Origin of the sequence: Rubrivirga aquatilis, from assembly GCF_046845665.1 — a bacterium.
Classification (GTDB): Bacteria; Bacteroidota; Rhodothermia; order Rhodothermales; family Rubricoccaceae; genus Rubrivirga.
The window spans coordinates 2,016,881-2,043,462 of sequence record NZ_CP177355.1; the positions used below are offsets into that span (position 1 = coordinate 2,016,881).

A 26,582-nucleotide genomic window follows, 5' to 3' on the forward strand; every position below is an offset into this window, starting at 1 on the left:
GCCCGCTCGCCCGTCACCGCAGGAAGTCAGCTACCAACGAGGCGGTTTCGCCGGGCGCCTCCATCATCGGCGCGTGGCCGACCCCCGGGAGCAGGTGGAGCCGCGCGTCGGGCAGGCCCTCCGCCCAGATCGGCGCGGCGGACGGGCTGAGCACGCGGTCCTCGGCGCCCCAGATCACGAGTGCCGGAATCGAGATCTCCCCGAGACGGGCCCGGAGGGCGTCGGTCTCGGTGCCGAGGTTCTGGAAGAGGCCCCGGAGGAACGGCTCGCGCGCCGCGTTGTCGGCCGCTAGCACGTCGCGCGCTGGGCCGGGGATGTCGGGGTCGCGCGCGAACGTCAGGTCGACAAAGCGGTCGTACTCGGCCCGGGTCGTCGGGATGAGCCCCACCTCGCCGCGCGCCAGCAACGAGTCGAGGCCGGACGGCTCGGGCCCGGTGATGCCCGCGGGGTCCATCACGATCAGCCGCCGCACACGGCCCGCCAGCGCCAACCGCGCGGCGACGGCGCCGCCCATCGAGTTGCCCGCGATGTCGACGGGCCCGGGAGCGACGGCGTCGAGCCACGCGGCCACCTCCGTCGCATACCGCTCGGTGTCGTAGGGGCCGATCGCCGCCGGGGAGTCGCCGTGGCCGGAGAGGTCGGGGGCGAGCAAGCGGCGGCCTTCGGGGAGCGCATCCGCCAAACGGAGCCACGCGTCTTTGTTCGCCCCGAACCCGTGGAGAAGGACGAGGGCGGGCCCGTCGCCGGGCCGTTCGAGGTACGCGACGGTCCGGCCGTCGACGGTCGCCTCACGGAGATCGAGCCCGGCATCGGCGCGGAGCGCGGCGACGCCAGCCGCCACGGCGGACCGCTTTAAAGGGGCGCACCCGGCGAGGGCGAACACGAGGGCGAAAGCGGCGAGGCGGATGAGCATCGGAAGGGGGACGCGAGCCAGAGGGAGGGGTGTAGCCCGTGCCCCCGGTCCCAGATTCCAGTCCCCCGAATCCTCACCCGACGAACTCGACGTCGGCAAAGGCGGTCAGGCGGCTCGTGGTGCGGGTGAACTTCTCGGCGATCGCCGCCTCCACACCTAGGCGGCCGTCGGCGGCGAACCACTGGGCGGGCGCGGTGGGGGAGGAGAACGACAGCGTCGGCGGGTCCGGCAGCGCGTACAGGTCGTCGGCCACGCGAAGCAGGCGCAGCGCGTCGTCGGTGTCGTCGACGCGGACGCCGTCCAGAAACAAGGCGCGGGCCGAGCCGAGGTCGGCGGCGAGGCGGGTCCGCTCGGTCTCGGTCGTCAGCCGGATCAGGTCGTCGAAGTCGAGCCAGCGCTTGGGGTCTGGAGCGGCGTCGTAGGCGGCGCGGAGCGCGGCGCGGGCGGCCTCCGTCGGCCCGACGAACGCGCGGCCCTCCTTCGCGAGCCGCTGGCGGAAGTCGTCGCCACCGACGAAGACGACGTGGTACTGGGTCTCGAACTCCTCCGAGATGAACCGCTCCAGGCGGTCCCGCCCCAAGCTGGCGCTGACAAACTTCTCCGGCTCCGCGTTCGAGGTCGCCGCCAGCAGCACGCCGCGCTCACGCAGCGCCCGGAGCACGGCGATCAGGCGCACCTCGCCAGCGGGGTCGTCGAGCTCTACCTCGTCGATGCACAGGACGCGGGCGCGGTCGGCAATCGCCTGCGCCCAGGCCTCGGGCGGCTCGGTCGCGCGGAAAAGCTCCGACGAATGGACGTAGGCACACGGCACCGGGTCCTGCCCGGCCGGCGGCTCGGCCAGCTCGTGGACGATCGACGCCAGCAGGTGCGTCTTGCCGGTCCCGACCGGACCGACGAGGTACAGGCCGCCCCGCAAGCCGTCGTCGCGCTTGAAGAGACGCAGCCATGCGGGGCGCGCGGCACGGACACGGACGAGCCGCACGAAGGCACGGGCCTTGTCGCGGGCCTCGGCCTGTCCGGGCGTTTGGGGGACGTAGGAGTCGAGGCGGGCGTCGTCGTAGCGGGCCGGCGGGGCAAACGTGGGCACAAAGCGGGGGGACGGGGCCGCTCCGTACGCGCGCCCCGAGCCCCCCGATCCGCTGGACTACGGTGCCGGGCTAGGCGTGTGCCTGCTGGCGGTGCGACGACTGCGTGGCTGTGGTGCCGGGGACAGCCGGACGGGTGGGCGCCAGCCGATGGCCGTGGCCGAGGTGCGAGTCGCCGACGGCGCCGTGGTGGCTCAGCTGCCGGTTCTCGTGGCTCCGGGAGCGGAGCGGCGAGTCGAGGAACGAGCGGCGGGGGATGGGGACGTGGAACATGTGAGGGGAAGGGTGCGCGATCCCGCCAGCCCACACGCCCTCCTGCTGGCAGCGGGCGCTGCGCGTCGGAGAGGGTGGGCAGTGGAGACCGGGCGTCAGGCGTCTTGCGAGTCCGATTCGTTGCGGATGGCAGGAGGCCGGCGGCCCGGGTCCGGGGGGATCACCGGGGGGAGTGTGGCCCTGGACGGGATCCCCGGCCCGAAGTTGCAGGGGCGTGCTGCTTTTTTAACGGTCGCCCGTGGCGCGGCTCTGCTCGGCCCGTCCGTCCGTCAGCGGAAGCGACACGAGGTTGGCGTACGTGCGCCACGCGCCGGGCACGAGCGCCGCCAGCTGGCGGTACCACCCGAGCGGCGAGTAGACGTAGGTGCCCGCGCCGTGCGACGCGAGCAGCAGCGCCGTGTCGAGCGCCGCCTCGCCGGGGTCGCCGACCGCCAGCAGCCGCCGGTACCGGCCGTCGATCTCGGCAGGGAAGTACAGGCCGCGCTCCTGGACCCAGCCGTCCCAGTCGCTGGCGCTCAGCGCGTGCGGCGACTGGAACAGCGGGTGATCGGGCGCGAGCACGGCGACCGGCGCCTCCTCGTGCGTCACGCGGTCGCGGCCGAGCGCCAGCGGGAACGGCGCCAGCCCGCCGTCGCTGTTCCACTCAAACGTCTTGTGGTAGCCGACGACCAAGTGCCCGCCGCGCTCGACCCAGTCGATGAGCCGCTGGCGGTGCTCGCGCAGGTCGCCGCGCTCCAAGAGCGCCCGGATGTCGACCACGATGGTGTGCAGGCCGGCAAAGTCGCTCGTCGCCAGCGCCGTGCTGTCGAGCGCGACCACGTCGGCGCCCATGACCTCGAGGGCTCGCGCCGTCGTGCCGTCGTAGCTCTCCACAAACCCGACGCGCAAGCCGGGCGCGACCGCCACGTCGGGCAGGACGGCGGCGGGGCGGGAGACGGTAAACCACGGCAGCCCGCAGCCCGTCGTCCGGGCGCTGGCCTCGACGCGGTACGCGCCGGGCGCGGCGTCGGGGAGGTCGAGCGGGAACGTCGTCCCGCCATCGCGCGCGGCGACCGGGCGGACGCCGAACCACACGGCCCGGTCGCCTCGGTACACCATCAGCCCCACGTCGACGGTGTCGCTCATGGCGTCGAAGACGGTCAAGTCAACCCGGATCGCGTTGCGGCCAGCAACGAGCCGGATGGGCTGGGCATCGAGATCGACGGTCGCGGGCGGAACGATCTGGACGGGCAGGCGACCGCCTGCCACCAATTCCCCGCTCGCGTCGCGGACGGCGTAGAGCAAGGGCGCCCCGCCGGTCATCGTGCCGTACTGCTGGCGGTAGGCCGGCGCGCTCGGCGTCGTGCCCGACGCGATCGGCACACGGAGGCGGCCCGCACTCGCGTCGGCCGTCACGGGCTCGGCGGCGAACAGGCCCTGCGTCGGGGCGCCGGGCGGCGGGTACACGGTGATCGTCGCGCCGGGCAGCGCGTCCCACGTCACGAACACCTCCCGGCTCGGGACGACGGTCTCCGACGACACCGCCAGCGCGGCGGGGCGGACGCGGCCTGCGTCGACCAGTGTGGCAAGGTCGAGGGCGTCGGCGGCCGGGTTGGGCGCGAGCCCGGCGGCCAGGTCCGTCGCGTCGTCGGGCAGCGCGGGGGCGCCCGGCGCGCTCGCGACCAGCCGGAAGTACGTCGCCTCGCGGCGGAAGCGGGGGGCGAACACGTCGAACCCCTGGCTGACGTGCTGGCCGGCGGCGGCGACGGCACGGTCGGCGCACGCCTCGGCAGGGCGCACGGCTGTCTGGGCGCACTCGTCGGCGACCGGGATCGTCACGTCGTACCCGTCGGGCGTGCCGCTCGAAAAGCCGCCGACGCGCAGGAAGAGCCGCTGGGGTTGCCACAGGTCGACGCCCTCCTCATCCAGCTGCTCCGGCCGGTAGCTGGGGTCGGCTGCGAGCGAGAAGGCCTGGAACGACGAGATCCCGACCGCCTGGTGGTGGCCGTGCTGCGCGTCCGGCCACGCCGTCGTCGTGTCGTGGTTGGTGAACATCACGTCGGGCTTGAGGCGGCGGACCAGCCGGACCACGTCCGCGACGAGCGCGTCGCGGCCCGCCTCGGGGCCCTCGATGGCGTCGTCGGTGTCCCAGAAGCCCGTCCGCGCGCGGCTCCACTCGCCGAACGCCTCCGACGCGGCCTTCGAGAACCCGAAGTCGAAGCGGTCGAGGTAGACGACGCGGCTGCCGACGATGCGCGCGGCGGCCTCGGTCTCGGCCGTGCGAATCGCGCCCAAGCGCTCGTAGAGGTCGGGCCCGGCCTCGTTCTGCCCGCCCTCACCGCGGGTGTAGACGACGGAGTAGACGACGGCGTCCTGGTTGCCCCGGTAGTACGCCATCGTCAGGCCGTCCTCGTCGTCGGGGTGGGCGGCGAGGTTCATCACCACGAGCGGCCGGTCGGGGGCGTCGAGCGCGGGCGGGGCCGGGGGCGCGGTCTGAGCGCAGGCGGAGGCCGCAAGCAGGAGGAGCGAGAGGGCGCGGATCATCGGTCGGAGGTCGTTTCCGGCAACGTACCGCCGGGCGCGGCGCGGCGATCCCCGAGGCGGACCTGCTCGCGCCGCCCACATCGCTCGCGCGGGCCTCCTGTTTGCGCCAGCTCCCCCGCCTGTGTGGGGATCGGCCTCCGCAGCCCCCGCTCAGGCGGTCCCCATCACGCGTGAGACCGTCCGTCGCCCTCGAGCGCAGCGATGGGCGACGGGCGGGGGGAGGCGGTCCGGCGAGCGCAAGCAGCGCCCCGGGCCCCGCAAGCAGGCCCCCGGCCGCCGCACGCGACCCACCGCCCTGGGCAAGCGGGTGGAAACCCGGTCCGGGGGGGCGCACGTTGGCAAGGCTCCCCCCGAACACCCCGACGCATGGCCCTCTCCGACGACGACCGCACCTTCCTCTTCGACCTCTTGCGCACGCCCTCACCGACGGGCTGGGAGGCGCCCGGCCAGCGACTCTGGGCCGCGCGCGCGCGCGCCAACGCCGACCGCCTCGACAGCGACGCCTACGGCAACGCCTGGGCCACCCGAGTTGGAAAGGGACCGACCGTCTTGCTGGAGGCGCACGCCGACGAGATCGGGTTCGCCATCAAGTACGTCACCGACGAGGGCTTCCTCCGCCTCGACCGGATCGGCGGCAGCGACCACGCCGTCGCCCGCGCCCGCCGCCTCATGTTCCTCGGCGACAACGGGCCCGTCCCCGGCATCGTCGGCAACACGGCCATCCACATCCGCGACCGGAGCAACGGCGACGAGAAGGTGCCCAAGGTCGAGGAGCTGTTCGTCGACGTTGGCGCGTCGTCGCCCGACGAGGTCGCCGCGCTCGGCCTGCGCGTCGGCCACCCGGCCGTCTACACCGACGCGGCGGACATGCTGACCGAGTCCCGCATCGCCGGCCGCGCCCTCGACAACCGCTTGGGCGGGTTCGTGCTGACGCAGGTGCTTGCGCAGCTCGCCAAGAAGAAGGCGAAGGCGACCGTCGTCGCCCTCAACGCCGTCCAGGAGGAGATCGGGGGCAACGGGGCCCGGATGGCCGCCTATGCCATCGAGCCGGACGTGGCCGTCGTGCTCGACGTCACGCACGCCACCGACACGCCGGGCATCGAGAAGGCCAAGCACGGGTCGGTCGAACTGGGCAAGGGCCCGACGGTTACGCACGGGACCGTCAACCACCCGGCCGTGGTCGCGCGGCTGATGGAGGTCGCCGAGGCCGAGGGGATCCCGCTCCAGCACGAGTCGTCGAGCCGCTACTCGGGCACCGACACCGACGTGATCTTTACCTCGCGGCGCGGCATCCCGAGCGCCCTCGTCTCCATCCCGCTGCGCTATATGCACTCGACCGTCGAGACCGTGGACGTGGCCGACGTGGAGGCGACGGCCCGTCTGCTGGCGGCCTTCGCGCGCTCCGTCCGCGCCGACGACACGTTCCGTACGTCCATCCTTTGATGCCTGAGACCGACGCCGAGATCACCGCCCGCTGCCTCAAGTGCGGGTCGGACGCGATGGTCCCCGGCGTCCGCGTCGTGGACCGGGGACAGAACAACCACCGCCACGACTCCGAACTGGGCCTGCAGGTCCGCCCCGACGCTGTGATCTTCAAGCGCGAGGTCCGCGTCGGGACGTGGTCGCAGGTCTGCGGCGACTGTGGCTTCGTCGAACTCTACGCCGACGACCCCGCCGCCCTGTGGGACGCCCACATCGACCGCCTCGCCAACGACCTCGACTGACGCCATGCCCGAGACCGACCCCACGATCACGCCCCGCTGCACGCGCTGCGGCTCCGACGAGATGATCCCCGACGCCTTCCTTTACGCCGAGGGCTACGGAGCGGCCAAGCTGGCCGTCGGGGTCAACAAGAACCCGACGGCGCGCGTGATGAAGGGCCCCGTGCGGACGCCGCTCCGGTTCAAGGTGTGCGGCGACTGCGGCTTGGTCGAGGCCGAGGCAGAAGACCCCCACGCGCTGTGGGAGGCCCACGTCGAGCGGCTGACGCGCGAGTTCGAGGACTAACGCTGTGCGCCCGGTCCTCCTCGTCGCCACGCTCGTGCTCGCTGCTGGCTGCACCCAGCCCGAGCCGCCCACCCTGCGGGTCCGCGCCGTGTACCTGGAGCCGATGTACGACGGCCAAGCGATGCGCGTCGACCACGAGGCCATCCCGGACGTGATGCCCGCGATGGAGATGCCGCTGTCGGTCCTCTCCCCGGACCTGCTGGCGGACCTCGCGCCCGGCGCGATCGTCCGGCTCACGCTCGACAGCGCCTCGCTCCGGGTGCTCGACGTCGAGCGGCTGCCCGAGGGCACCGTCCTGACGCTTGGGGAAGACGACCCCGACGGCGGCATCGTGCTCCCGTCCATGGAGCCGGGCGGCACCGACTGAGCCCGACCTCGGCGGTCGGCTCTCGGGGCGGGCCCCTCTGGCGCCCGCACCGGACCCCGCGCGGACTGGGGCTACGGCAGCGTGACCCGGACGCCCGCACCAAAGTGCCGCCCCTCGATCGGCCCGAACACGTAGGCCGTGTCGAAGGTGGCGCCGAAGCCGGGCGTCCCGTCGTAGTACCCCACGAGCGGGCTCGACTGCCGGTAGTCGAACACGTTCTCGACGGCGACGTAGAGCTGCGCCAGCCGCCCGCCGGCCCGGAGGTCTCGGGTGAGCTGCACGTTGTGGACGGTGTACAGCGGCGACACAGCGTGGAGCGGGGCGCCCGTCGCGGCCTCGTACGCCGCCGCCACCTCGGGCCCGTAGGCCGGCAGCGCCATCGGCCCCGTCAGCCGCGCCGTGTAGTCGACGGCGACGCCCCCCGGAGCTCGCCACGCGAGCGTGGCCGTCCCCTGATAGTCGGGCGCGAACTCCAGCGGGCGCGCCGTGCCGCCTTCGGTCACGAACACGTCGAGGAGCGTCCCGGCGACGGTGTAGCGCAGCCCCCCGACGACGCCCTGCACCTGGGCCGCGAGCCCGCGCGTGGTCGCCGAGCCGTCGAGGTTGGCGTAGCGGATCTCGCCGGGGACCGAGTAGTCGGGCTCGAGCTTGTTCGAGAACCGAGTCCAGAAGGCGTCGAGGTCGACCGTGACTGGGGAGCGCTCGCCGAAAATGTGCTGGACGCTGGCGGCCACGCTCACGCTCCGCTCCGGCTCGAGGTCCTCGAGGATGAGCGTGGCCCGGCCGCCGGTGTACGCCGAGTGGTCCTCGGTGAAGAGGTTCACGATGCGGAAGCCGGTGCCCACGCTGAGGCGGCCGGTGGAGCGGTCGGAGGGCTGCCACTTGGCCGCCACCCGCGGCGACGGGATGAGCCCGTGCCCAGGCTGGTAGTCGGCGCGGAAGCCGCCGAGGAGGCGGAGCGTCGGGCTGACGCGCCAGTCGTCCTGCACGAAGAGGCCCGGCACGACGCGCGTGTCGGGCCGGTTCTCGAGGAGCGCCCCCGCCTCGTCGTAGAGGCCGGTCGCCGCCGACCCGTCGTCGTAGCGGACCGCGCGGAGGGCGGCGCCGACCAAGACCCCGTGGCCGTCGAGGCCGGTGCCCTCGGTGGCCGGCGTCCAGACGAGCTGCCCGAACCCGTCGGCCTGGGTCGCGGCGTAGGCGATGTCGCCGTAGAACGAGTCCTGGTCGTGGAGGGCGCCCGAGCCGCGGAGGGTCAGGTCGGGCCGCAACGTGAGCGCGCCGATCACCTCGGCGCGGCGCGTGACGATGGACTCGCCGTAGACCGAGCCCGACCCGCGGTGCCCGGTCACGTCCCCGAGGAACCGCTCGGTGCCCGCGGCCCGGTCCTCGCTGTAGACCTTCCCGACGAGGCTGGCCCGCTCGAACCCGCGCGCGTCGCGGCGGGTCGCCTTGCCGAAGAGCGCCAGCCGGGTCTCGAACGGGCGGTCCGAGAAGCCGTCCGCGTTGTTGTCGTGGTAGTCGCCGACGTGGAAGAGCGTGCCGCTGACGAGCGCGCTCGTCCGGCCCCGGAGCGGGACGACGGCGGCCTCGGCCGCGATCTCGGCGTGCGTCGTCGAGAACACCTGCGTCGAGAGCGTCGGCGCCGTGGCGGGGTCCTTGGTCAGGATGTTGATGACGCCGCCGAGCGCCTCCGAGCCGTACAGCGTCGACATGGGCCCCTTGACGACCTCGACCTGCCGGATCAGGATGGGCGAGATGCCGTTGAGCCCGTAGACCGTCGCCAGGCTCGACATCACCGGCATCCCGTCGATTAGGACGGCGGTGTTGGGCCCGTCGATGCCGTTGATCCGGATGTTGTTCGTGTAGCAGACGCCGCAGTCGATCTGCTGGTAGAGCCCGTTGACGCGTTCGAGGGCGTCCATGACATTCGCCGACGGCGTCATCTCCAGGAACGCGCTCGGTACCACGTCGACCTTGACGGGCGAGTCACGGACGGCCATCCGCTCCAGCGTCCCCGTCACCACGACCGCCCCCGCGTCGAAGGTCGCCGCCGCCAGCGCTACGTCGACGGTGACGGTCGCGTCGGGGCCGACGGGCACCGTCCGCTCGGCGGGCACGTAGCCGACGGCGGTGACGCGAAGCGTGACCTCGCCCGCCTCGGCAAGGCGGAGGCGGTACCGGCCGTCGAGGTCGGCGGCCGTGCCGAGGGCGGTGTCGACGATGCGGACGGTCGCGAGGGGGACCGGCTGGCCGCCCGAGGTCACGACGCCCTCGACGGTCTGGGCGGAGGCGCCCGCGGCGAGCGCGAGCGCGAGAATGAGGAGGCGAGTCATGGGGAGGGAGGAGGGGGCGGCGTTTGGGCGCCGAGGGCGGCGTCGAGGAGCGGGAGGAGGCCCTCGGGGGGGAGGAAGCCGGTGTGGCGGCCGAGGACCGCGCCGTCCGGGGCGAGCACGACGAGCGTGGGCGTGGCGTCGGCGCCGAGGCGAGCCGCCCAGGCGGCCTCGCTCAGCCGGTACGGCCCGACGCGGTGGTGCCGGTCGTGGTCGTCGATCGTCAGTTCGGCGAGCGCGAACTGGGCCAGCCGCGCGGCGACGGCGGGGGCGGCGAACGTCGTGCGCTCGAGCCGGCGGCACGGCCCGCACCACGCGGCCTGGACGTAGACGAGGGTCGGCACCTGCGAGGCCTCGGCGAGCGCGAGGGCCTCCGGGAGCGGACGCCACGCCTGGGCGTCGGGCGCGGCGGCCAGCGGAAGGGTGAGGAGCGCAAGAAGGGGAAGCCGCACGGGAACGGGACGGGCGCAGTCGGGTGGGAGTGCCTAGTTTAGGAAAGGCTAAACACGCAGGGCCGTCACGAGTTTCGGTTCGCCTAAAAATCTCAGCACCCATGCCCTCTCCCGCCGTCGAGGACTACCTCAAGGCCATCTATGCCCTCGGCCGAAGCGGCGAGGCCGTCCTGACCTCCGCGCTGGCGGACCGCCTCGGCGTGGCCCCCGCCTCGGTGACGGGGATGATCAAGAAGCTGGCCGCCTCCGGGCTGGTGGTCCACGAGAAGTACCAGGGTGCCCGTCTCACTGAGGCGGGGCGCTTGGTGGCCGTCGAGACGATCCGGCACCACCGGCTCATCGAGACCTACCTCCACCGCGCGCTCGGCGTCCCGTGGGACCAACTCCACGACGAGGCGGAAGCCCTCGAGCACGTGCTCAGCGAGGACCTGGAAGCCCGCATGGACGCCGCACTCGGCCACCCGACACACGATCCTCACGGTGCGCCGATCCCCTCGCCCGATCTTGTCTTGAGCGAGCGCGACCTGTTGCCGCTCGCTCGCCTCGACCCCGGCCAGGTAGCCACCGTGGCCCGCGTCAGCGACCACGACGCGGCGCTGCTCCGGGCCGTCGGAGCGGCGGGCTTGTACCCCGGCGTCCGCTTCCGCCTCGACGCCGTCGCCGACGACGGCACGGCGACTGCGCACCTCCTCTCGGGCGACCGCGCTGGCGACGTCAGCGCCGTCGCCCCGTTTACCACCTCGTTCATCTTTCTCGACCGCGTCTCCGACGGCTAGTCCATGACCCAACCCCGCCGCTCTCTCCTCGTCCTCGCCCTCCCGCTCCTGGGCTCGCTCCTCGCCATCGGGTGTAGCTCCGGGCCGAGCAACGCGCCCGTCGCCGACCGCGAGGTCCGCGTCGTCGCCACGACCAGCATGCTCGCCGACCTCGCCCGCGAGATCGGTGGGGACCGCGTCGAGGTCGAGGGGCTCATGGGGCCCGGCATCGACCCCCACCTGTACCGCCCGCGCGAGAGCGACGTGGCTCGCTTGGTCGAGGCCGATGTCGTCCTGTACAATGGGCTCGACCTGGAAGGCCGCATGGGCGAGGCCCTGGAGAGCGTCGAGGAGCGGGGGATCAGCGCCGAGCCCGTGGCGTCGCGGATCCGGTCGTCGCAGCTGCTCGCTCCGCCCGAGTTCCAGGGATCGTTCGACCCCCACGTCTGGATGGACGTGAGCCTGTGGCGCGAGGTCGCCGTGGCCGTCGCCGATGTGCTCACGAGCGTCGACTCGACGCACGCCGACGTCTACCAGGCGAACCTCGCGGCGTTCGACGCGGAGCTCGCGGAGCTCGACGAGTGGGTGCGAGACCGGGTCGCGGTGGTCCCCGAGGACCGCCGCGTGATCGTCACGGCTCACGACGCCTTCAACTATTTCGGCCGGGCCTACGGGTTCGAGGTCCGCGGCTTGCAGGGCCTGTCGACGGCGACGGAAGCTGGGGCCGCCGACGTCTCCGACCTGGCCGAGTTCGTGGCTGAGCGGGGCATCCCCGCCCTCTTTATCGAGACGTCGGTGTCGGAGCGGAGCTTGCAGGCCGTGGTCGCGGCCGTCCGCGACCGGGGCGCCCAGGTGCGGATCGGTGGGAGCTTGTTCTCCGACGCCCTCGGCGACCCCGACACGCCCGAGGGGTCCTACATCGGGATGATCCGGTCGAACGTCGAGACCATTGTGGAGGGCCTGATGGGCCCGGCCCTCTAGCGCGCCAGCCGATGCCTTCTCCTCCGTTTGTCGTCGACGTTGCCGACCTGACTGTCGCCTACCGCGACGAGCCCGTGCTGTGGGACGTCGACCTGCAGGTGCCTGAGGGCGTGCTGATGGCGATCGTCGGGCCGAACGGGGCGGGGAAGACGACGCTCATCAAGTCTGTGCTGGGGCTGCTGCCCATCGCCGCCGGCCGCGTCGAGGTGCTGGGCGCCCCGCTGGCGGAGCGCCGCCGCGACGTGGCGTACGTGCCCCAGCGCGGCTCCGTCGACTGGGACTTCCCGACCTCCGTGCTCGACGTGGTGCTGATGGGCACCTACGGCCGCTTGGGGTGGATCCGGCGGCCCGGGGCCGAGGAGCGCGCGCGGGCGTCCGAAGCCCTCGAACAGGTCGGCATGGCCGACTTCGCGGACCGCCAGATCGCCCAGCTCTCGGGCGGCCAGCAGCAGCGGGTGTTCTTGGCCCGTGCCTTGGTGCAGGACGCCCGCGTGTACCTGATGGACGAGCCGTTCCAGGGCGTCGACGCGACGACCGAGCGCACCATCGTGTCGCTGCTCCAGCGCTTGCGCGCCGAGGGCAAGACGGTCTTGGTGGTCCACCACGATCTGCAGACGGTACCCGAGTACTTCGATTGGGTGCTGCTCCTCAACGTCCGGCGCATCGCGGCGGGGCCGGTCGACGAGGTGTTCACCGACGCCAACCTGCGCGCGGCCTATGGCGGGCGCGTCCCGTTCCAAGCGGGGATCCGGGAGCAAGGGGGGGGTGGCAAGGACCGGGGCGCGGACTCCCTCGCCGAGTCCGCGCCTCCGGCCACGGCCAGGTCGGAGTCCCCGGTCCCCCGCCCCTAGTCCCTATGGACCTCGACTACACCCTGCGGACCGTCGCGCTCGGCGCGGCGGTGCTGGGCCTCTCCTCGGGCTCGCTGGGCACCTTCGCCGTGCTCCGCGGCCAGTCGCTGCTGGGCGACGCCATCAGCCACGCGGCGCTGCCCGGCGTCGCGCTCGCGTTCATCCTGACCGCCAGCAAGGCGCCGCTCGTGCTCGTCGTCGGCGCGGGGCTGGCGGGGTGGGTGGGCACGCTGTGCGTGATGGCCATCGTCGAGCGGAGCCGGGTGCCGTACGACGCCGCGCTGGGGATCGTGCTGTCCGTCTTCTTCGGGCTCGGGATGGTGCTGCTGACCTACATCCAGTCCCGGCCGGACGCGAGCCAGGCGGGGCTCGACACGTTCCTGTTCGGCCAGGCCGCCGCGCTCGTCGGCCGCGACGTGGTGACGATGGCGGCGATCGGGCTCGTCGCGCTCGCGGCGATGGTCGTGTTCTGGAAGGAGTTCAAGCTCTTGCTCTTCGACCCCGACTTCGCTGCCTCTCAGGGGTTTAGCGTGCGTGCGCTCGACATAGGCCTGACCACGCTGCTCGTCGTCGCCATCGTGATCGGGCTCCAGACCGTCGGCGTCGTGTTGATGAGCGCGCTCATCGTCGCGCCCGCCGCCGCCGCGCGGCAGTGGACCGATCGGCTGTGGGGCGTCGTCCTGCTGGCGGGCGTCTTTGGGGCGGTGAGCGGGGCGGTCGGGGCGCTCCTCAGCGGGGCCACCGCGCGCATCCCGACGGGCCCGACGATCGTGCTCGTCGCGAGCGTCGTCGTCGGCATCAGCCTGGTGTTCGCCCCCGGCCGGGGCCTACTGGCGGGCGTCATTCGTGGGCGTCGCAACCGCCGCGTGCTCCGCGTGGCCGGGACGCTCGAAGACCTCTACACGCTCGCGCTCACGCATGCCAACCCGCACTACCCGCACCCGGCCGCGACGCTCCGCACGATGACCTCGCGGCCCGAGGCCGTCGACCCGACGCTGGCGAGGCTCCAGACGCACGGGCTCGTCGAGCCCACCGGCGAGGCCTGGGCGCTCACCGAGCGCGGCCTGGCCGAAGCCCGGCGACTCGCGCGCGAGCGCACCGACTGACCATGACGCCGCAGCTCGAAATCCAGCTCATCGCCGCCGTCACGGCCGCCGCGTGCGCGCTCGTGGGCGCGTTCCTGGTCCTCCGCAAGACGTCGCTGCTGTCCGACGCCATCAGCCACGCGATTCTGCCCGGCATCGTGCTGGCGTTCTTCTGGACCGAGTCGCTGTCGTCGCCGCTGCTCCTGCTGGCGGCCGCCGTCACCGGCGTGTTCGCGGTGGGGCTGATCGAGGCGCTCGGGCGGACGCGGCTCGTCAAGCAGGACGCGGCCATCGCGCTCGTTTTCCCGGCCCTCTTCTCGATCGGCGTCGTGCTGATCTCGCGCTTCGCCAGCGGGGTCCACCTCGACACCGACGCCGTCCTCTTGGGCGACCCGGCGTTCTCGTGGATCGAGCGGGTCATGGTCGGCGGGCGGGACGTGGGGCCGACGGCGCTCTGGGTGATGGGCACGATCCTGTGCGCCGTCGCGGCCTTCGTGGGCGTCTTCTACAAAGAGCTCAAGCTGAGCACGTTCGACCCGGCGCTGGCGGCCGCGCTGGGGCTGGCGCCCGGCCTCATCCACTACGCCCTGATGACGTTGGTGTCCGTCGTCGCCGTCGGCGCGTTCGACGTGGTGGGCTCGATCCTGGTCGTCGGGCTGATGATCGCGCCGCCCGCTGCGGCGTGGCTGCTGACGGACCGGCTGCCGGTGCTGCTGGGGCTGTCGGTCGCCATCGGCGTCGTCAGTGCCGTCTCGGGCTACTGGCTCGCGCGCGGGCTCGACGCGTCCATCGCCGGGGCGATGGCGGTGATGGCGGGCGTGTGGTTCACGGCCGCCTTCGCGTTCGCGCCCGACCGCGGGCTGGTCGCCCAGGCGCGGCGCCGCGCGCGCCAGCGGGTCGCCTTCGCCGAGCGGATGCTCCTCGTCCACCTGCTGCACCACGAGCACACGCCCGAGGCCGACCGTGAGTGCCGCGTCGGCCACCTCCAGGAGCACCTGCGGTGGGAAAAGGCGTTCGCCAGCCGGGCCGTCCGGGCGGCCGAGCGGGAGGGCGCCGTCGTCCGCGCCGGCGACCTCCTCGCGCTCACCGAGGCAGGCCGGGTGGCGGCGCGGCGTGCGATGGTGGCGTAGCTCGCTGCGCTCAGGGGAAGGGGGCTGGGCACGGGAACGAGCAGAGGGGAGGCACCCGGGTTCGCCTTGGGGCGCTGCCGCACGGCGCCTAGGTTGCCCGGGTCCCGCCACCGCCCCTGATGACCCGCACGTTCCTCCTTGTCGCCCTCGGATTGGTGGCCTGCAGCGCCGGCCCGGTCGACCGCCCGCCTGCCGACGACGTGGGCGTCCTGTTCGTGGGCAACAGCCTGACGTACACCCACGACTTGCCCGAAATGGTGAAGGCCCTGGTGCCCACGCTCGACGGGGTGCCGGTCCGGGTCGGCGCCATCGCGTTGCCGAACGTGTCGCTAGAGGATCACTGGGGGCGGGGCGATGTCCAGGCGGAGCTGGCGTCCGGGGCGTGGGACGTCGTCGTGATGCAGCAGGGGCCGTCGTCGCTGCCGCAAAACCAGGCGCACCTCGCGTACTGGGCCGGGGAGTTCGCCGCGCTCGCCCGGTCGGAGGGTGTCCAGCCCGCCCTGCTGGGCGTCTGGCCGCCGGAGGGCAGCGAGGCCGTGGTCGACGCCGTCATCACCGCGTACGCTAACGCGGCGGCGCAGGCGGAGGCCGACCTGTTCCCGGCTGGGGCGGCGTGGAAGGCGGCCCGGGCCGCGGATACCGCCGACCCCTACGGGCCCGACCGCTTCCACCCCAGCCCCGCCGGGAGCTACCTGGCCGCGCTGACCGTCGCGGGTGGGCTGACCGACGCCTCGACCGTCGGCCTCCCGGCCCCCGCCGGCCTCGACGCCGCCACGGTGCGGGCACTCCAGGGGCACGCGGACGCCGCGCTCGACGCCGTCGACGGCTGAGGGCGAGTGTGTGCGGCCTGACCCCGTGCGGCGCCGGGACGGGCTACGTTTGCAGCACGCCGACGCGGAACGGCGCCATCTCCGGGTTGTGGTCGGCCATTTCAAGGCCAGTCGCCAGCCAACCGCGCGTCTCGCGGGGGTCGATGATGGCGTCGACCCACAGTCGGGCCGCGGCGTAGACCGGCGAGGTCTGTTCGGCGTAGCGCGCCTCGATCTCGTCGAGCCGCTGCTGGCGCTCGGCCTCGGACAGCTCGATGCCCTGCTTCGACAACGTCCGCTCCTCGATCGAGAGCAGCGTCTTGGCCGCTTGCGCGCCGCCCATCACCGCGATCTGCGCCGTCGGCCACGCCAGGAAGAGGCGGGGGTCGTAGGCGCGGCCGTTGAGGGCGTAGTTGGCCGCCCCGAACGAGTTGCCGATGACGACGGTGAACGTCGGGACGACCGAGTTGGCGACCGCGTTCACCAGTTTCGCGCCGTCCTTGATGATCCCCGACTGCTCGGCGCGCGTGCCGACCATGAAGCCGGCCGCGTCCTGGAAAAACACGAGCGGGATCCGCTTCTGGTTGCACTGCATCACGAACCGTGCCGCCTTGTCGGCCGCGTCGCCGTAGATGACGCCGCCGATCTGCATCTCTGACGCCTTGCCCTGGGGCGCCTTCGCGCGGACCACCTTGCGCTGGCTGGCCACGATCCCCACGCTCCACCCGTCGATGCGGGCGTAGCCGCACACGAGGGTCTGTCCGTACCCGGCCTTGACCTCGACCCACGAGTCGGCGTCGACGATCCGTGCCAGCAGCTCGCGTGTGTCGTAGGGCTGCTGGCGGGACTCGGGGAAGACGCCGAGCACGCCGTCGGCGTCGAAGGCCGGGGCAGCCGGCTCGTCGCGCGTGAACCCGAAGCGGGGGAGGGGACCCAGCCCGCCGACCAGGTCGCGGATCGTCGCGAGGCACGTCTCGTCGTCGGGCATCTTGTACTCGCAGACGCCTGAGATGTCGGTCTGCGTCGTCGCCCCACCGAGGGTCTCGACGTCGACCTCCTCGCCGATCGCGGCCTGGACGAGGAACGGGCCCGCGAGGAAGACCGAGCCCGTCCCGTCGACGATCAGCGACTCGTCCGACATGATGGGGAGGTAGGCGCCGCCCGCCACGCAGCTCCCCATGATGGCCGCGATCTGGGGCACGCCGAGCGCGCTCAGCCGGGCATTGTTCCGAAAGATGCGGCCGAAGTGGTCGCGGTCCGGGAAGATCTCGTCCTGCATCGGGAGGAAGACGCCGGCCGAGTCGACGAGGTAGATGATGGGGACTCGGTTCTCGAGCGCGATCTCCTGGGCCCGGAGGTTCTTCTTGGCCGTGATCGGAAACCACGCGCCCGCCTTCACGGTGGCGTCGTTGGCGACCACCATGCACAGCCGGCCCTTGACGTGGCCCAGCCCCATGACGGTCCCGCCGGACGGGCAGCCGCCGACGTCCTCGTACATCCCGCGCCCGGTGAAGAGGCCGATCTCGCGGAAGTCGGTGTCGTCGTCGAGGAGGGCCGCGATGCGCTCGCGCGCGGTCAGCTTGCCGCGCTTGTGCATCCGGGCGATGGCCTTGTCGCCGCCGCCTTTGCGGACCTCGGCGGCCTGCTGCTCCAGCGCCTCGAGCTGGCGCTCGTGGAAGGCGACGCGGCGGTCGTAGGCGTCGCGCAGTGGGCCGTCGTCGGGGACGGCGGTGCCGAGCGGAAAGGGGCGGGCGGGCGTGTCGGCGTCGATCTCAGACATAGAGCGGGGGGGCGTGCCGCAAGCTAGCGGCGTCCGCGAGCCAGCCCGGCGCCTTCCGCGAGCCGCCTGCTGGCGAGAAGGCACAACGAAAACGGCGCGCCCCGGTCTGGGAGCGCGCCGTTCCAGCGGAGAGCCGATGGGGCCTAGAGGAAGGCCGACATCTTGCGCATGATGACCGTGCGGTCCTCGCCCGTCTGGGAGTGGATGAGGTTCACCATCTGGCCCAAGTTGCCCCGGGCCTTCTTCATCTCGGACTCGTCGAGTTCGCCCCAGGTGGAGAGGATCTGGGCCTTCATTCGCTCCCAGTTGTCAGTCATGCGCTGCTTGCCCATCGGATTCGTTGGCTGTGTCCCGCCGCCGTACGGCTCGGACGATGAAGACGGTCGTGGCTACCTCAAACTACGGGCAGCCTCGGTGAGCTTCAAACGAAGGCTCCGCCCAGAGTGGTGCCCGGGGCGGCTGGGCCTGCAGGATGTGCGGTTGTCGAGGCGAGAGCGGGAGAGCCTCTCGCCCGACACACCGACTGTGGCGTGTCGCGGGCACCAGCGGACCGCCGCTCCCGCCTACCATCCCGGCGTACCTCTACACCTCCACTTCCAGCCCCTCTGTCGCCAACTCAGTGCCTGGGAAGCGGCGGCGTGCCAGCTCTCGGATCCGGCCCAGCGCGGCGTCGTCGTGCGAGGGGTCGTGGTGGAAGAGGAAGAGTCGGCGGACGCCCGCGTCGGCGGCGAGGTCGGCGGCGTGCTGCCACGTGGTGTGGCCCCAGCCCTGACGCAAGGCGTACTCCTCCGGGGTGTACTGCGCGTCCGAGATCAACACGTCGGCGCCTCGGGCGACCTCGCGCAAGCCCTCGTCGTGCGATGGCGAGCCGTGCTCGTAGTCGGTCGCGTACACCACCACGGCGCCGTCGCACTCGATGCGGAAGCCGTGCGCGCCCTGCGGATGGAAGACCGGGAACGGCCGGACGGTCATCGGGCCCACGGTGAACGGCTCGCCGTCGACGACCCGGACGGTCTCGGTGATGGCCGCGAGGTCGACGAAGGGGACGGGGAAGTAGGGCGAGACCATCTGGCCCCGCAGGAGCGCGTCGAGCCGGTCGTCGGCGGTCGCCGCGTAGAAGCGGACCGTCTGGCCGGGCGTGTACAGCGGGGCGAAAAAAGGCAGGCCCTGGAGGTGGTCCCAGTGGAAGTGCGACAAGGCGACGTGGACCTCGCCAGCCGCTCCCGCGGCCTCGGCCGCGAGCGCGAACCCGAGCGCGCGCACGCCGGTCCCGGCGTCCAAGATGAGCCGCGTCCCGTCATGCGCGACCACCTCGACGCACGACGTGTTGCCGCCGACGCCCAGGTTGCCCAGGTCGGGCGTCGGGATCGATCCTCGGACGCCCCAGAAACGGACGGTGAGGCGCGGGGCGGCGGTAGACATCGACGGAAGATCGGTCACGAGGGGGAACGAGACGCTACAGGTGGTAGCGGCGGAGGCCGACGACGGTCTCCAGGAAGACCACCTTGAGCACGGCCGCGGCCGGCACGGCGAGGGCCATCCCCGCGACGCCCGCCAGCCGGCCGCCCACGAGGATCGCCAGCAGCACCATCACCGGATGCATGGAGACGTTCTTCCCCGTGATCCACGGCTGGAACACGATGTTCTCGACGGTCTGGAGCACCAGGAACAGCCCGATCACGGCGGCCACCTGATCCGTCCCTCCGGTCGTGACGATCGACACCAGCACGGACAGCGAGGCGGAGACCAGGAAGCCCACGTACGGGACGAAGTTGGCGAGCCCAGTCACCACGCCCAGCACCAAGTAGTAGTCGACGCCTAGGAGCCCCAGGCCGAGCGCGGTGGAGGCGCCGACCAGGCTGGCGATGAGCGCCTGCCCGCGGAGGTACCCGCCCAGGTGCGCGTCGGCCTTGTAGGCGACGGTCATCGCGAACTCGAAGTAGCGGTTCGGGACGACCGCCAGCAGCTTGCGACGAAGGGTGGGCCCGTCGCGGAGCAGGGAGAAGAGCACGAACGGGACGATGACGGAATTCCCGACCGTCTCCAGCAAGCCAGGCACGTAGCCGATGAGCGGGCCGGCGTCGGCCCGGAGCGCCTCGCGGGCGGCGTCGACGAGCCCGAGCTCTGACGGCTCCAGGAATCCGAGCCGGGCGGCCAGCGCGACCTCGGCGTCGCGGACGAGTCGGAGGAGCTCCCCGCTCTCGCGGCGGGCTTGCAGCGAGGCCACCTGCTCGAGCACGACCGGGAGCCCGACCGCCAGCATGACCCCGAAGAGGGTCCCCATGCACAGCACAACGAGCGCGGTGGCCTGGGTGCGGCCCATGCCCCGCCGCTCCAAGTTGTCGACGAGCGGGATCAGCAGGTAGGCCAGCACGGCGCCCAGCAGCACCAGGCCGGCGAGGTCGCTGGCGATGGCCACCAGCGCGACCAGCGTCGCGAGCGTCGCCAGCCACACCCAGCGGCTGAGTTGGTACGCCGGGACCACCGGCGGCGGGGTGCCGGCGGCGGAAGACGGGGCGCCGTCGGGGGCCTCCGGCAACACGGCGAGCGTCTCAGGCACCGGTCGCGCTGGCCCGGAGTTCGTCGCACTCGCGCGTCAGGGCCTCGACTTCGTCGGACACCTCGACCAGCCGCAAGCCCACCAGCCGCGCCAGCGCCAGCAGCACCTTGACGCCCAGGCGGGGGTTGCGGTCGAGCAGGCTCAGCAGGTCCGGCTGGAACAGGCTCAGGAGTGTGCAGTCGGTCTTCGCACGCGCCGTCGCCGTCCGGATGACCTCGTTGAGGAGCGCGATCTCACCGAAGAAGTCGCCGTCGACCAGCTCGACGAGCTCGCGGCCGGACGGCTCGGACTGGATGGAGACCGCGCCCCGGACGATGATGTACATCCCCAGGCCAGGCTCGCCCTGAATGAAAATGGACTCGCCGGCCACGTAGTCGCGGCGGTGCAGCAGCCGCTGGACGGCGTCGATCTCACGCGGGGTGAGGTCCTCGAAGAGGGGCACGGCGCCGAGCAGGTCGCCCTCATTGGACCCGCGGGCGCCGCCGAGGAGGCTCTTCCACAAGCTCTGCATGATGCGATGGGAGACGTGCTGGGGGACTGGAGCCAGTCTACGACGAGGCCGGGGTGCTGATCCGAAGGAGTCATGGGCGGAGGCAGCTTCGTAGACTTTGGGCCCCCGCTCCACTGTCTCCGTCATGCGTCGCCTCGCCGTGTTCTCCGCCCTCCTCGCCCTCGCCGCCTGCGACTCGGACGACCCCACGTCCGGCGCGGTCACGTTCCAGGGCGTCGAGGTCGAGGCCGTCGGCGATGCCCAGCTGGCGGTCGTCGACGGCGCCCTCGTGGTGTCCGGGCTCGGCGGCACGCGCGAGGGCGGGTTCGTGGTCGCCGGCCAGCCGGGCCGTCTCGACGTCGAGGTAGACCCGGTAGCCATCCCCTCCGGTGGCCGGTTCGGCTCGACGGTGGCGGCGGCGGGGGCGACGGTGGCCGAGCTCTACACCGAGGGGCGAGACAACGGCATGCTCGACTTCCAGGTCGATTTCGGCGGTCTCGTCGACGCGGCCATCGTGCGGTATCGGCTGAACGGCGTCGCCGTCCTGGAATTCGACCTCAACGTGCTCGGCCGCACGTCCGGTGCGCGCCGAGCGCAGAGCGCCGGGTCCGGCGAGGGCGACACCGGCTCGACGCACGTGATCCGCGAGAACGGCCGCTACGTCGTCGTCTCCGATTCTAACGTCGGTGAAGGCCGGCGCGCACGTGGGTGCAACGGCTTCCTGATGACCCCGCCAGCCGGCATCCTCCCTGAGCTTACCCAGCCGATCTGCGCGGACTGGGTGGAGGTCGAACCGCTGACCATCACCGCAATGCCCATCGGCGACGTGGCCGTCCGGGCGCAGGGCGTGGGGCAGTTCACCGTCCGCCAACTCGCCGCACGCTAGCGTTTGTCATGCACCCGCTGGCGGGCCCTCGCAGGGAAGGCGTAGCTGATCCAGAGCAGCGAGCAGGGGCGACGTCGGGGGGCCGAGACCTCCCTAGGAAGGCGCCCGCTCGGTCCCTGGCGCTCGTCCAGCGCGCCGCCGGGCGCCATGGCCCGGACGTCCGGTACGCTGAATCCCAAGTCGGGGTAGGGGGATGACGCGGGAGAAAAGGGCCTGAAGGGCAAGGAGGTCCTGCGCTGTTGAGGCGCTCGGGTCCATGACAAACCCGGGGGATGAGTCAAGGGGCGCTCTCACGGGCGCCTTCCCATACCCCTTGCCGCAGGGAGGCCCACATCGCACGGACGCCGCTCGACCTGGCGAGTCGCTGTTCTAAGCGGCCATCGGCTCGCCAGCCGCTGGGATAGCGACCGCGAACGTCGTCCCCTCGCCCTCGGCGCTCTCGACGGTCATCCGGCCTCCGTGGACGCTCGTCACGATGTCGTGCGCCAGCGACAGGCCGAGTCCGGTGCCCTCGCCGGTCGGCTTGGTGGTGAAGAACGGCTCGAAGATCTTGGCCTTGACGTCGGCCGGGATGCCGGTGCCGTTGTCCTCGATCTCGACCGACACCTCGCCGCCGTGACGCCGGGTGCGAACGGTGACTCTGGGCGCGTACTCGGTGCCCTCCGCGTTGTCGCGCGCGTTGACGGCGTGGAAGGCGTTGGTGAGCAGGTTGATCAGCACGCGGCCGAACTCCTGCGGGACCACCTCCGCCTCGCCCGTGTCAGGGGCGAAGTCGTGGACGATCTCGACGCGGAAGTCAGAGTCGTTGGCGCGGGCCCCATGGAAGGCCAGGTTGACGTACTCCTCGACGAACCGGGCCAGATCCACGCGCCCGCGCTCGGCGGAGCCGCCTCGGCTGTGGAGCAGCATCGAGCGGACGATCCGGTCGGCCCGCTGCCCGTGCTCGCGGATCCGCCGCGCGTTCTCTTGGAGGTCGTCGAGCAGGTCGCCCACCTCCGCGAGCACTTCGCCGACGGGCCGCTCGGGCGTCTCGCCCATCTCCTCGCGCAGCTCCTGGGCCAGCTCGACGGACAGGTCGGCGAAGTTGTTGACGAAGTTGAGCGGGTTCTTGATCTCGTGCGCAATCCCCGCAGTGAGCTGTCCGAGCGACGCCAGCTTCTCGGACTGCACGAGCTGCGTCTGTGTCTCGCGCAAGTGCTGGAGCGACGCTTCGAGTTGGCCGTTGGCCTCGGCAAGCTTGGCGTTTGCCTGCTCCACCTTGCGGGCCTGCTCGAGTTCGGCCGCCTTCCGGTCGTTCTCGGCCTTGAGCGCGGCGGCCTCGGCCGTCGCCTTGGCGGTTTCGGCCTCGGCCGTCTCGGCTCGGAGCTCGGCCTCGCGGCGGTCGGCCCGCTCGCGCTCCTGGCGGAGCAGCCGCGCCCGCTGCCAGCGGTCGGCACGGACGAGCGCCAGCACGCCCAGCATGGCGAACCCCACCAGCGCCCACCACGTCCGCCACCACGGCGGCAGGGCGACGACGGCGATGGACGCTCGCGCTCCGTCGAACCCGACGCCGTCGGCATTCGCGGCCTCGACCTCGAACGTGTAGTTGCCCGGAGGCAGCGCGCTAAAGGTGGCCTCGCGATCTGTCCCCACCTCGCGCCAGTCGTCGTAGAGCCCGAGCAGGCGGTATCGGTAGGTGTTCTGTGCGGGGTCCGAAAAGTGGAGGCCTGCGTAGTGGATGGTCAGGTAGGCCTGGTCGGGGCCGAGGCGGATCTCCTCAGCCACGGTGGCGGCCGCCGACAGCACCTCGCTCGTGGCGGGGTCGACGGTCAGCCCATCGACATCGACCCGGGTGATGGCGATCTCCGGGGGGATGGCGTTGCGCTCCAGCAAGGTCTGCGGGAGAAAGATGAGCACACCCCGCTCGCTGCCAAAGAGCAGGCGCCCGTCAGCGGCTCGCGTGGCGGCGGAGTTGAGGGACCGCTCGATGTCCTGCGTCCCGGGGCGGCGGCTGAAGACGCCGGTGAGGGGCTCGAACCGCATGAGCCCGGCCCCCGTGCTCAGCCAGAGCACCCCCTCGTCCTCGACGATGGCGTGGACGGTGTCGTCGGGGAGGTCGCTCGTGTCGACGGTGTACCGGCGGACCTGTGGGGCCGGCCCGTCCGTGTCCACCACGAGCAGACCGGCCTTGGTCCCTGCGTAGAGCGAGCCGTCGCGCCGGGCGTGCAGCGCGTAGACGTAGTCGGCCGGGCCCTCGGTCGGAAGGCACGTGACGGCGCTGCCCCCGTCGAGGCGGCACAGGCCGACATCGGTGCCGACCCAAAGCGCTCCGCTGGCGTCCTCCACGAGCGCTCGGACCTCGTCGCTGGGAAGCCCGCCCGCGCGGGCCCGGATCCAGGTGGTCTCGCCGGTGTCCCGCTCATACCGCGCCAGCCCGTGGGAGAGCGTTCCTACCCAGAACTGGCCCGCCTCGGTCTCCAAGAACGACGTGACCGCGACCCCGCGATCGGAGGAGAAGGGCACGGGCTCGGTTCCATCGGGGGTTACGCGCAGCGGACCCCCGCCTTCCGTCCCGACCCAGACCGTCCCGGCGGCGTCCTCGTAGAGCGCGCGGATGGGCAATGAGGGCTGGTCAGTACTCCGAATCGTGTCGTGCCGGAACCGTCGGCCGTCGGTGCTCCGGTCCAGCGTCCGGTCGGTGCCGACGTAGAGCGTGCCGTCGGAGCCCACCAGCAGCGACCGCACGGCATTGCTGGCGATGGACGCGGGGTCATCGGTGTGGCGCAGGCGGGCCGCCGTGCCGCGCGCTCGGTCGAAGCGGTCGAGGCCGGCGTAGGTGCCCACCCAAAGCACGCCCTGGCGATCCTCCATGAGGACCGCGACCTCGTCGCTGGAGAGCGAGCCGGGGTCCTCAGGGACAGAACGGTACACGCGGAGCTGACCGGCGGCCGGCGCCAGCCGGTGCAGCCCGCCGCCCAGCGTCCCCGCCCAGATTGTCCCGGCGGCGTCCTCGTGGACCGCCGACACGTTCTGGTCGATGATTCCGGGGCCCAGGTCGATCTCGGTGAACGCGCCGGTCGACGGGTCCAGCGACAGGAGACCGTCTCCGAAGGTCCCGACCAGAAGGCCGCTGCGGCTGGGGGCAATCGTGGCCACGCGGAACGCGCCGAGCGCGACGAGCGAGTCGGGGCGGTAGGTGCGGGTGGCGCCGTCAGGCGCACGGTGGACCAAGCCGTCGCTGGTCCCGATCCACAAGTCGCCATCGGGGCCGAGGTGAAGCGCCTCGACCATCGGGTCGGGCAGGCGCGTGGCCTCGCGGCGGAGGCGGCCGTCGGCGTCGACGAATGCGAGACCGGCCGTGGAGCCCACCCAGACCCCGCCGTCGTCGTCGGCGGCCAGGGCGCGGATGTCCCCCGAGGGGAGCCCGTCGATGCGGCGGAAGCGGTCTGTCGCCGGGTCGTAGCGGGCGAGGCCGTCGGCCGTGCCCACCCACAGGGCGCCGCGGGGCGCCGGCGCGAGCTCCTGGACGACGTTGCCCGGCAGCGAGGTCGTGTCGGCGGTCCGCCGGTACTCCCGGAGGTCCACGCCGTCGAACCGGACGAGCCCCTCCTGGGTGCCCACCCAGACGAAGCCGAGGGCGTCCTGCGTGAGAGACATCACGACACTGCTGGGCAGGCCCTGGTCGGTGGTCAGGTGCCGGAAGGCGATGTCGAGCGCAGGGCCTGGGCCGGGGGGGATGCCGGGCGCGTCCTGCCGGGCCAGCGCCGGGCCGACGACGGCCAGGACGGCCGCCAGCGCGGCGGCGAGCGCGACACATGCGGTGCGCGCGGTCGGGCGACGGGTCATGAGGTGAGCGTCTCGAAGTGGGCGGCGGCCTCAGGCGAGACCGACGAAAAGCGGAGGTGGGCTTCGCACCCGCCCGCCCCGTCCTCCGTCACCTCCAGCACCTTGCCGTAGACCGTCGTCGGGCCGCCGTCGAGATCGAACGAGAGCCGGACGTCGGTGCGCGAGGGGATGGCCGACGCCACGCGCGCCCGGGCCCGGGTCGACGAGAGGGCCGTGATTTCGCCGGCGTGGCCGTCGTTGGTTATTTCCTTGCCGTCGAGCACGGCGATCCCGAACGCCAGCGGCGACGCCAGCTCCGACATCGCGTCGTCGCCGTGGGGCACGGCGTCGGCGCCCTCGACGGAGGCCACGCTGTGGATGGCGATGGGCTCGGCGAACCCCTTCAGCGACACGCGGCGCGTCTGCTCCAGCCGGACCGATCCGCCTTCTCCGCCGGCCGCCTGGTACGTCGGGTCGGTGATGAGCACCTCGCCGGGGACCGCCAGCGTCTGGACGCGCGCCGTCAGGTTGACCGGGCTGCCCACCACGCCGTACTTCGCGCGCTTTTTGGACCCGATCGTTCCGACGACGACCTCGCCCGAGTTGACGGCGGCCGTCATCTCCAGCGGGGGCAGCCCCCGGGAGACGAGGTCCTCGTTGACCGACGCCATGCGCCGCTGCATCGCGACGGCGCAGGCGGTCGCCCGGGCCGCGTGGTCGGCCATCTCCAGCGGCGCCCCAAAGATGACGAGCACGGCGTCGCCGATGAACTCGTCGATGGCCCCGTCGTGGTCGTCGACGACGTCGGTCATGGCGCCGAGGTAGACGTTGAGCATCTCCACGACGCGCTCGGGCTCGAGCCGCTCGGACAGCTGGCTGAAGCCGGAGATGTCGCTCATCAGCACCGACACGTGCCGCTTCTCGATGGTGCCGAGCGCGTTGGGGTCGGCGAGGACGGCCGCAGCGATCTTGTCGGAGAGGTACCGCGTGATGGTCTGGCGGACGCGCTCGGCTTCGCGGTCGCGCTCGACGGCCACGCGAGCCTGCCCCAACGTGATCTTGAGGTCGTCCATGTCAATCGGCTTCGTGAGGAAGTCGAAGGCGCCCTTGTTCATGGCCGACCGGATGTTCTCCATGTCGCCATAGGCCGTCACGACGACGGCGTGCATGCGGCGGCCGAGCGCGGCCATCTCGCCAAGGAGGGTCAGCCCGTCCATGCGGGGCATGTTGATGTCCGTCACGACGACCTCGATGCCGGGGTCGTCGCGTAGGTGCTCAAGGGCTTCGACGCCATCGGAGGCGAAGACCAAGGCGACCTCCCCGCCGCGCACCTGCGACCGGAATTTCTGTCGGATGAGGGGGACGAGGTCCGGCTCGTCGTCGACGAACAGGATCTTGAGGGCGTCGGGGGAGGGCGCCTCGGACATGGGCAGAGCCGGGGTCAGGTCGCAGAAAGTAGAGCCGTCCAGAGCGTACGCCGGATGAGCGGCGCGGGTCTCCG

Annotated in this window: 24 protein-coding genes; 11 read left to right on the forward strand and 13 right to left on the reverse strand. The window is 72.3% G+C overall.

Annotated features, from left to right (window positions below):
- Window positions 1-13 precede the first annotated feature (13 nt).
- The 4 genes from ACLII4_RS08680 to ACLII4_RS08695 form a co-directional block, all read right to left on the reverse strand.
- Window positions 14-913, reverse strand: a complete 900-nt coding sequence (locus tag ACLII4_RS08680) for an alpha/beta fold hydrolase (protein ID WP_412070509.1) — start codon at window positions 911-913, stop codon at window positions 14-16.
- 73 nt (window positions 914-986) lie between these two features.
- On the reverse strand, window positions 987-2,000 hold the full coding sequence (zapE, locus tag ACLII4_RS08685; protein ID WP_412070510.1) for an AFG1/ZapE family ATPase: 1,014 nt from the start codon (window positions 1,998-2,000) through the stop codon (window positions 987-989).
- Between the two features lie 70 nt (window positions 2,001-2,070).
- Entirely contained in the window at window positions 2,071-2,271 is a 201-nt protein-coding gene (locus tag ACLII4_RS08690) for a hypothetical protein (protein WP_412070511.1), read from the reverse strand.
- Between the two features lie 225 nt (window positions 2,272-2,496).
- Window positions 2,497-4,794, reverse strand: coding sequence for a PIG-L family deacetylase (locus ACLII4_RS08695; RefSeq protein WP_412070512.1), 2,298 nt, complete (start codon window positions 4,792-4,794; stop codon window positions 2,497-2,499).
- A 366-nt stretch (window positions 4,795-5,160) separates the two neighbouring features.
- On the opposite strand from ACLII4_RS08695, the gene ACLII4_RS08700 reads away from it, so the two are divergent.
- Genes ACLII4_RS08700 through ACLII4_RS08715 form a run of 4 tightly spaced genes read left to right on the forward strand, consistent with a single transcriptional unit; the run spans window position 5,161 to window position 7,168 of the window.
- The gene (locus ACLII4_RS08700; RefSeq protein WP_412070513.1) at window positions 5,161-6,237 is read left to right on the forward strand and encodes a M20/M25/M40 family metallo-hydrolase; all 1,077 of its coding nucleotides are present in this window, start codon (window positions 5,161-5,163) and stop codon (window positions 6,235-6,237) included.
- Entirely contained in the window at window positions 6,237-6,518 is a 282-nt protein-coding gene (locus ACLII4_RS08705; protein WP_412070514.1) for a hypothetical protein, read from the forward strand. The genes ACLII4_RS08700 and ACLII4_RS08705 overlap by 1 nt, the downstream gene beginning before the upstream one ends.
- A 4-nt stretch (window positions 6,519-6,522) precedes the next feature.
- Window positions 6,523-6,801, forward strand: a complete 279-nt coding sequence (locus ACLII4_RS08710) for a hypothetical protein (RefSeq protein ID WP_412070515.1) — start codon at window positions 6,523-6,525, stop codon at window positions 6,799-6,801.
- A gap of 4 nt (window positions 6,802-6,805) precedes the next feature.
- A complete protein-coding gene (locus ACLII4_RS08715; protein ID WP_412070516.1) occupies window positions 6,806-7,168 on the forward strand; it encodes a copper-binding protein in 363 nt (120 codons plus the stop codon).
- A 71-nt stretch (window positions 7,169-7,239) separates the two neighbouring features.
- Here ACLII4_RS08715 and ACLII4_RS08720 read toward each other — a convergent pair whose 3' ends face one another.
- Together ACLII4_RS08720 and ACLII4_RS08725 are read right to left on the reverse strand one after the other, a co-directional pair.
- Complete coding sequence (locus ACLII4_RS08720; RefSeq protein ID WP_412070517.1) at window positions 7,240-9,501, reverse strand: TonB-dependent receptor; 2,262 nt, start codon at window positions 9,499-9,501, stop codon at window positions 7,240-7,242.
- Window positions 9,498-9,950, reverse strand: a complete 453-nt coding sequence (locus tag ACLII4_RS08725; protein WP_412070518.1) for a thioredoxin family protein — start codon at window positions 9,948-9,950, stop codon at window positions 9,498-9,500. The genes ACLII4_RS08720 and ACLII4_RS08725 overlap by 4 nt, the downstream gene beginning before the upstream one ends.
- A 101-nt stretch (window positions 9,951-10,051) precedes the next feature.
- Between ACLII4_RS08725 and ACLII4_RS08730 the strand changes: the two genes are divergently transcribed.
- The 6 genes from ACLII4_RS08730 (at window position 10,052) to ACLII4_RS08755 (ending at window position 15,582) form a co-directional block, all read left to right on the forward strand.
- Window positions 10,052-10,726 carry a metal-dependent transcriptional regulator gene (locus ACLII4_RS08730; RefSeq protein ID WP_412070519.1) on the forward strand — a complete coding sequence of 225 codons (675 nt, stop codon included), beginning with the start codon at window positions 10,052-10,054 and terminating at the stop codon, window positions 10,724-10,726.
- Window positions 10,727-10,729: 3 nt separating this feature from the next.
- On the forward strand, window positions 10,730-11,686 hold the full coding sequence (locus ACLII4_RS08735; RefSeq protein ID WP_412070520.1) for a metal ABC transporter solute-binding protein, Zn/Mn family: 957 nt from the start codon (window positions 10,730-10,732) through the stop codon (window positions 11,684-11,686).
- A gap of 11 nt (window positions 11,687-11,697) precedes the next feature.
- On the forward strand, window positions 11,698-12,537 hold the full coding sequence (locus ACLII4_RS08740; protein WP_412070521.1) for a metal ABC transporter ATP-binding protein: 840 nt from the start codon (window positions 11,698-11,700) through the stop codon (window positions 12,535-12,537).
- Window positions 12,538-12,542: 5 nt separating this feature from the next.
- Window positions 12,543-13,643 (forward strand): metal ABC transporter permease, encoded by a 1,101-nt coding sequence (locus ACLII4_RS08745; RefSeq protein WP_412070522.1) that lies wholly within the window; start codon window positions 12,543-12,545, stop codon window positions 13,641-13,643.
- Between the two features lie 2 nt (window positions 13,644-13,645).
- Window positions 13,646-14,752 (forward strand): metal ABC transporter permease, encoded by a 1,107-nt coding sequence (locus ACLII4_RS08750; protein WP_412070523.1) that lies wholly within the window; start codon window positions 13,646-13,648, stop codon window positions 14,750-14,752.
- A 119-nt stretch (window positions 14,753-14,871) separates the two neighbouring features.
- Complete coding sequence (locus ACLII4_RS08755; RefSeq protein WP_412070524.1) at window positions 14,872-15,582, forward strand: SGNH/GDSL hydrolase family protein; 711 nt, start codon at window positions 14,872-14,874, stop codon at window positions 15,580-15,582.
- Window positions 15,583-15,625: 43 nt separating this feature from the next.
- Here the strand turns inward: ACLII4_RS08755 and ACLII4_RS08760 are convergent, their stop codons facing one another.
- The 5 genes from ACLII4_RS08760 to ACLII4_RS08780 all read right to left on the reverse strand — a co-directional run bounded on the left by ACLII4_RS08760 (window position 15,626) and on the right by ACLII4_RS08780 (window position 20,412).
- Window positions 15,626-17,341 carry an acyl-CoA carboxylase subunit beta gene (locus ACLII4_RS08760; RefSeq protein WP_412070525.1) on the reverse strand — a complete coding sequence of 572 codons (1,716 nt, stop codon included), beginning with the start codon at window positions 17,339-17,341 and terminating at the stop codon, window positions 15,626-15,628.
- 143 nt (window positions 17,342-17,484) lie between these two features.
- A complete protein-coding gene (locus tag ACLII4_RS08765; protein ID WP_412060225.1) occupies window positions 17,485-17,658 on the reverse strand; it encodes a general stress protein CsbD in 174 nt (57 codons plus the stop codon).
- Between the two features lie 265 nt (window positions 17,659-17,923).
- On the reverse strand, window positions 17,924-18,763 hold the full coding sequence (locus ACLII4_RS08770) for an MBL fold metallo-hydrolase (RefSeq protein WP_412070526.1): 840 nt from the start codon (window positions 18,761-18,763) through the stop codon (window positions 17,924-17,926).
- 34 nt (window positions 18,764-18,797) lie between these two features.
- On the reverse strand, window positions 18,798-19,901 hold the full coding sequence (locus tag ACLII4_RS08775; RefSeq protein ID WP_412070527.1) for an AI-2E family transporter: 1,104 nt from the start codon (window positions 19,899-19,901) through the stop codon (window positions 18,798-18,800).
- Window positions 19,894-20,412 (reverse strand): cyclic nucleotide-binding domain-containing protein, encoded by a 519-nt coding sequence (locus ACLII4_RS08780; RefSeq protein WP_412070528.1) that lies wholly within the window; start codon window positions 20,410-20,412, stop codon window positions 19,894-19,896. Before ACLII4_RS08780 ends, ACLII4_RS08775 begins: the two co-directional genes overlap by 8 nt.
- 124 nt (window positions 20,413-20,536) lie before the next feature.
- Between ACLII4_RS08780 and ACLII4_RS08785 the strand changes: the two genes are divergently transcribed.
- Window positions 20,537-21,277: a hypothetical protein gene (locus ACLII4_RS08785; RefSeq protein ID WP_412070529.1), complete on the forward strand. Its 741-nt coding sequence runs from the start codon at window positions 20,537-20,539 to the stop codon at window positions 21,275-21,277.
- Between the two features lie 369 nt (window positions 21,278-21,646).
- Here ACLII4_RS08785 and ACLII4_RS08790 read toward each other — a convergent pair whose 3' ends face one another.
- Both ACLII4_RS08790 and ACLII4_RS08795 read right to left on the reverse strand, forming a co-directional pair.
- Entirely contained in the window at window positions 21,647-25,102 is a 3,456-nt protein-coding gene (locus ACLII4_RS08790) for a two-component regulator propeller domain-containing protein (RefSeq protein ID WP_412070530.1), read from the reverse strand.
- Window positions 25,099-26,508 (reverse strand): adenylate/guanylate cyclase domain-containing protein, encoded by a 1,410-nt coding sequence (locus ACLII4_RS08795; protein WP_412070531.1) that lies wholly within the window; start codon window positions 26,506-26,508, stop codon window positions 25,099-25,101. Before ACLII4_RS08795 ends, ACLII4_RS08790 begins: the two co-directional genes overlap by 4 nt.
- Window positions 26,509-26,582 lie beyond the last annotated feature (74 nt).

Coding starts and splice junctions, on each gene's coding strand:
- ACLII4_RS08680 (WP_412070509.1), bottom strand. CDS start 913: ATGCTCATCCGCCTCGCCGCTTTCGCCCTCGTGTTCGCCCTCGCCGGG.
- ACLII4_RS08690 (WP_412070511.1), bottom strand. CDS start 2,271: ATGTTCCACGTCCCCATCCCCCGCCGCTCGTTCCTCGACTCGCCGCTC.
- ACLII4_RS08695 (WP_412070512.1), bottom strand. CDS start 4,794: ATGATCCGCGCCCTCTCGCTCCTCCTGCTTGCGGCCTCCGCCTGCGCT.
- ACLII4_RS08700 (WP_412070513.1), top strand. CDS start 5,161: ATGGCCCTCTCCGACGACGACCGCACCTTCCTCTTCGACCTCTTGCGC.
- ACLII4_RS08705 (WP_412070514.1), top strand. CDS start 6,237: ATGCCTGAGACCGACGCCGAGATCACCGCCCGCTGCCTCAAGTGCGGG.
- ACLII4_RS08710 (WP_412070515.1), top strand. CDS start 6,523: ATGCCCGAGACCGACCCCACGATCACGCCCCGCTGCACGCGCTGCGGC.
- ACLII4_RS08720 (WP_412070517.1), bottom strand. CDS start 9,501: ATGACTCGCCTCCTCATTCTCGCGCTCGCGCTCGCCGCGGGCGCCTCC.
- ACLII4_RS08730 (WP_412070519.1), top strand. CDS start 10,052: ATGCCCTCTCCCGCCGTCGAGGACTACCTCAAGGCCATCTATGCCCTC.
- ACLII4_RS08735 (WP_412070520.1), top strand. CDS start 10,730: ATGACCCAACCCCGCCGCTCTCTCCTCGTCCTCGCCCTCCCGCTCCTG.
- ACLII4_RS08740 (WP_412070521.1), top strand. CDS start 11,698: ATGCCTTCTCCTCCGTTTGTCGTCGACGTTGCCGACCTGACTGTCGCC.
- ACLII4_RS08745 (WP_412070522.1), top strand. CDS start 12,543: ATGGACCTCGACTACACCCTGCGGACCGTCGCGCTCGGCGCGGCGGTG.
- ACLII4_RS08750 (WP_412070523.1), top strand. CDS start 13,646: ATGACGCCGCAGCTCGAAATCCAGCTCATCGCCGCCGTCACGGCCGCC.
- ACLII4_RS08755 (WP_412070524.1), top strand. CDS start 14,872: ATGACCCGCACGTTCCTCCTTGTCGCCCTCGGATTGGTGGCCTGCAGC.
- ACLII4_RS08760 (WP_412070525.1), bottom strand. CDS start 17,341: ATGTCTGAGATCGACGCCGACACGCCCGCCCGCCCCTTTCCGCTCGGC.
- ACLII4_RS08765 (WP_412060225.1), bottom strand. CDS start 17,658: ATGACTGACAACTGGGAGCGAATGAAGGCCCAGATCCTCTCCACCTGG.
- ACLII4_RS08770 (WP_412070526.1), bottom strand. CDS start 18,763: ATGTCTACCGCCGCCCCGCGCCTCACCGTCCGTTTCTGGGGCGTCCGA.
- ACLII4_RS08780 (WP_412070528.1), bottom strand. CDS start 20,412: ATGCAGAGCTTGTGGAAGAGCCTCCTCGGCGGCGCCCGCGGGTCCAAT.
- ACLII4_RS08785 (WP_412070529.1), top strand. CDS start 20,537: ATGCGTCGCCTCGCCGTGTTCTCCGCCCTCCTCGCCCTCGCCGCCTGC.
- ACLII4_RS08790 (WP_412070530.1), bottom strand. CDS start 25,102: ATGACCCGTCGCCCGACCGCGCGCACCGCATGTGTCGCGCTCGCCGCC.
- ACLII4_RS08795 (WP_412070531.1), bottom strand. CDS start 26,508: ATGTCCGAGGCGCCCTCCCCCGACGCCCTCAAGATCCTGTTCGTCGAC.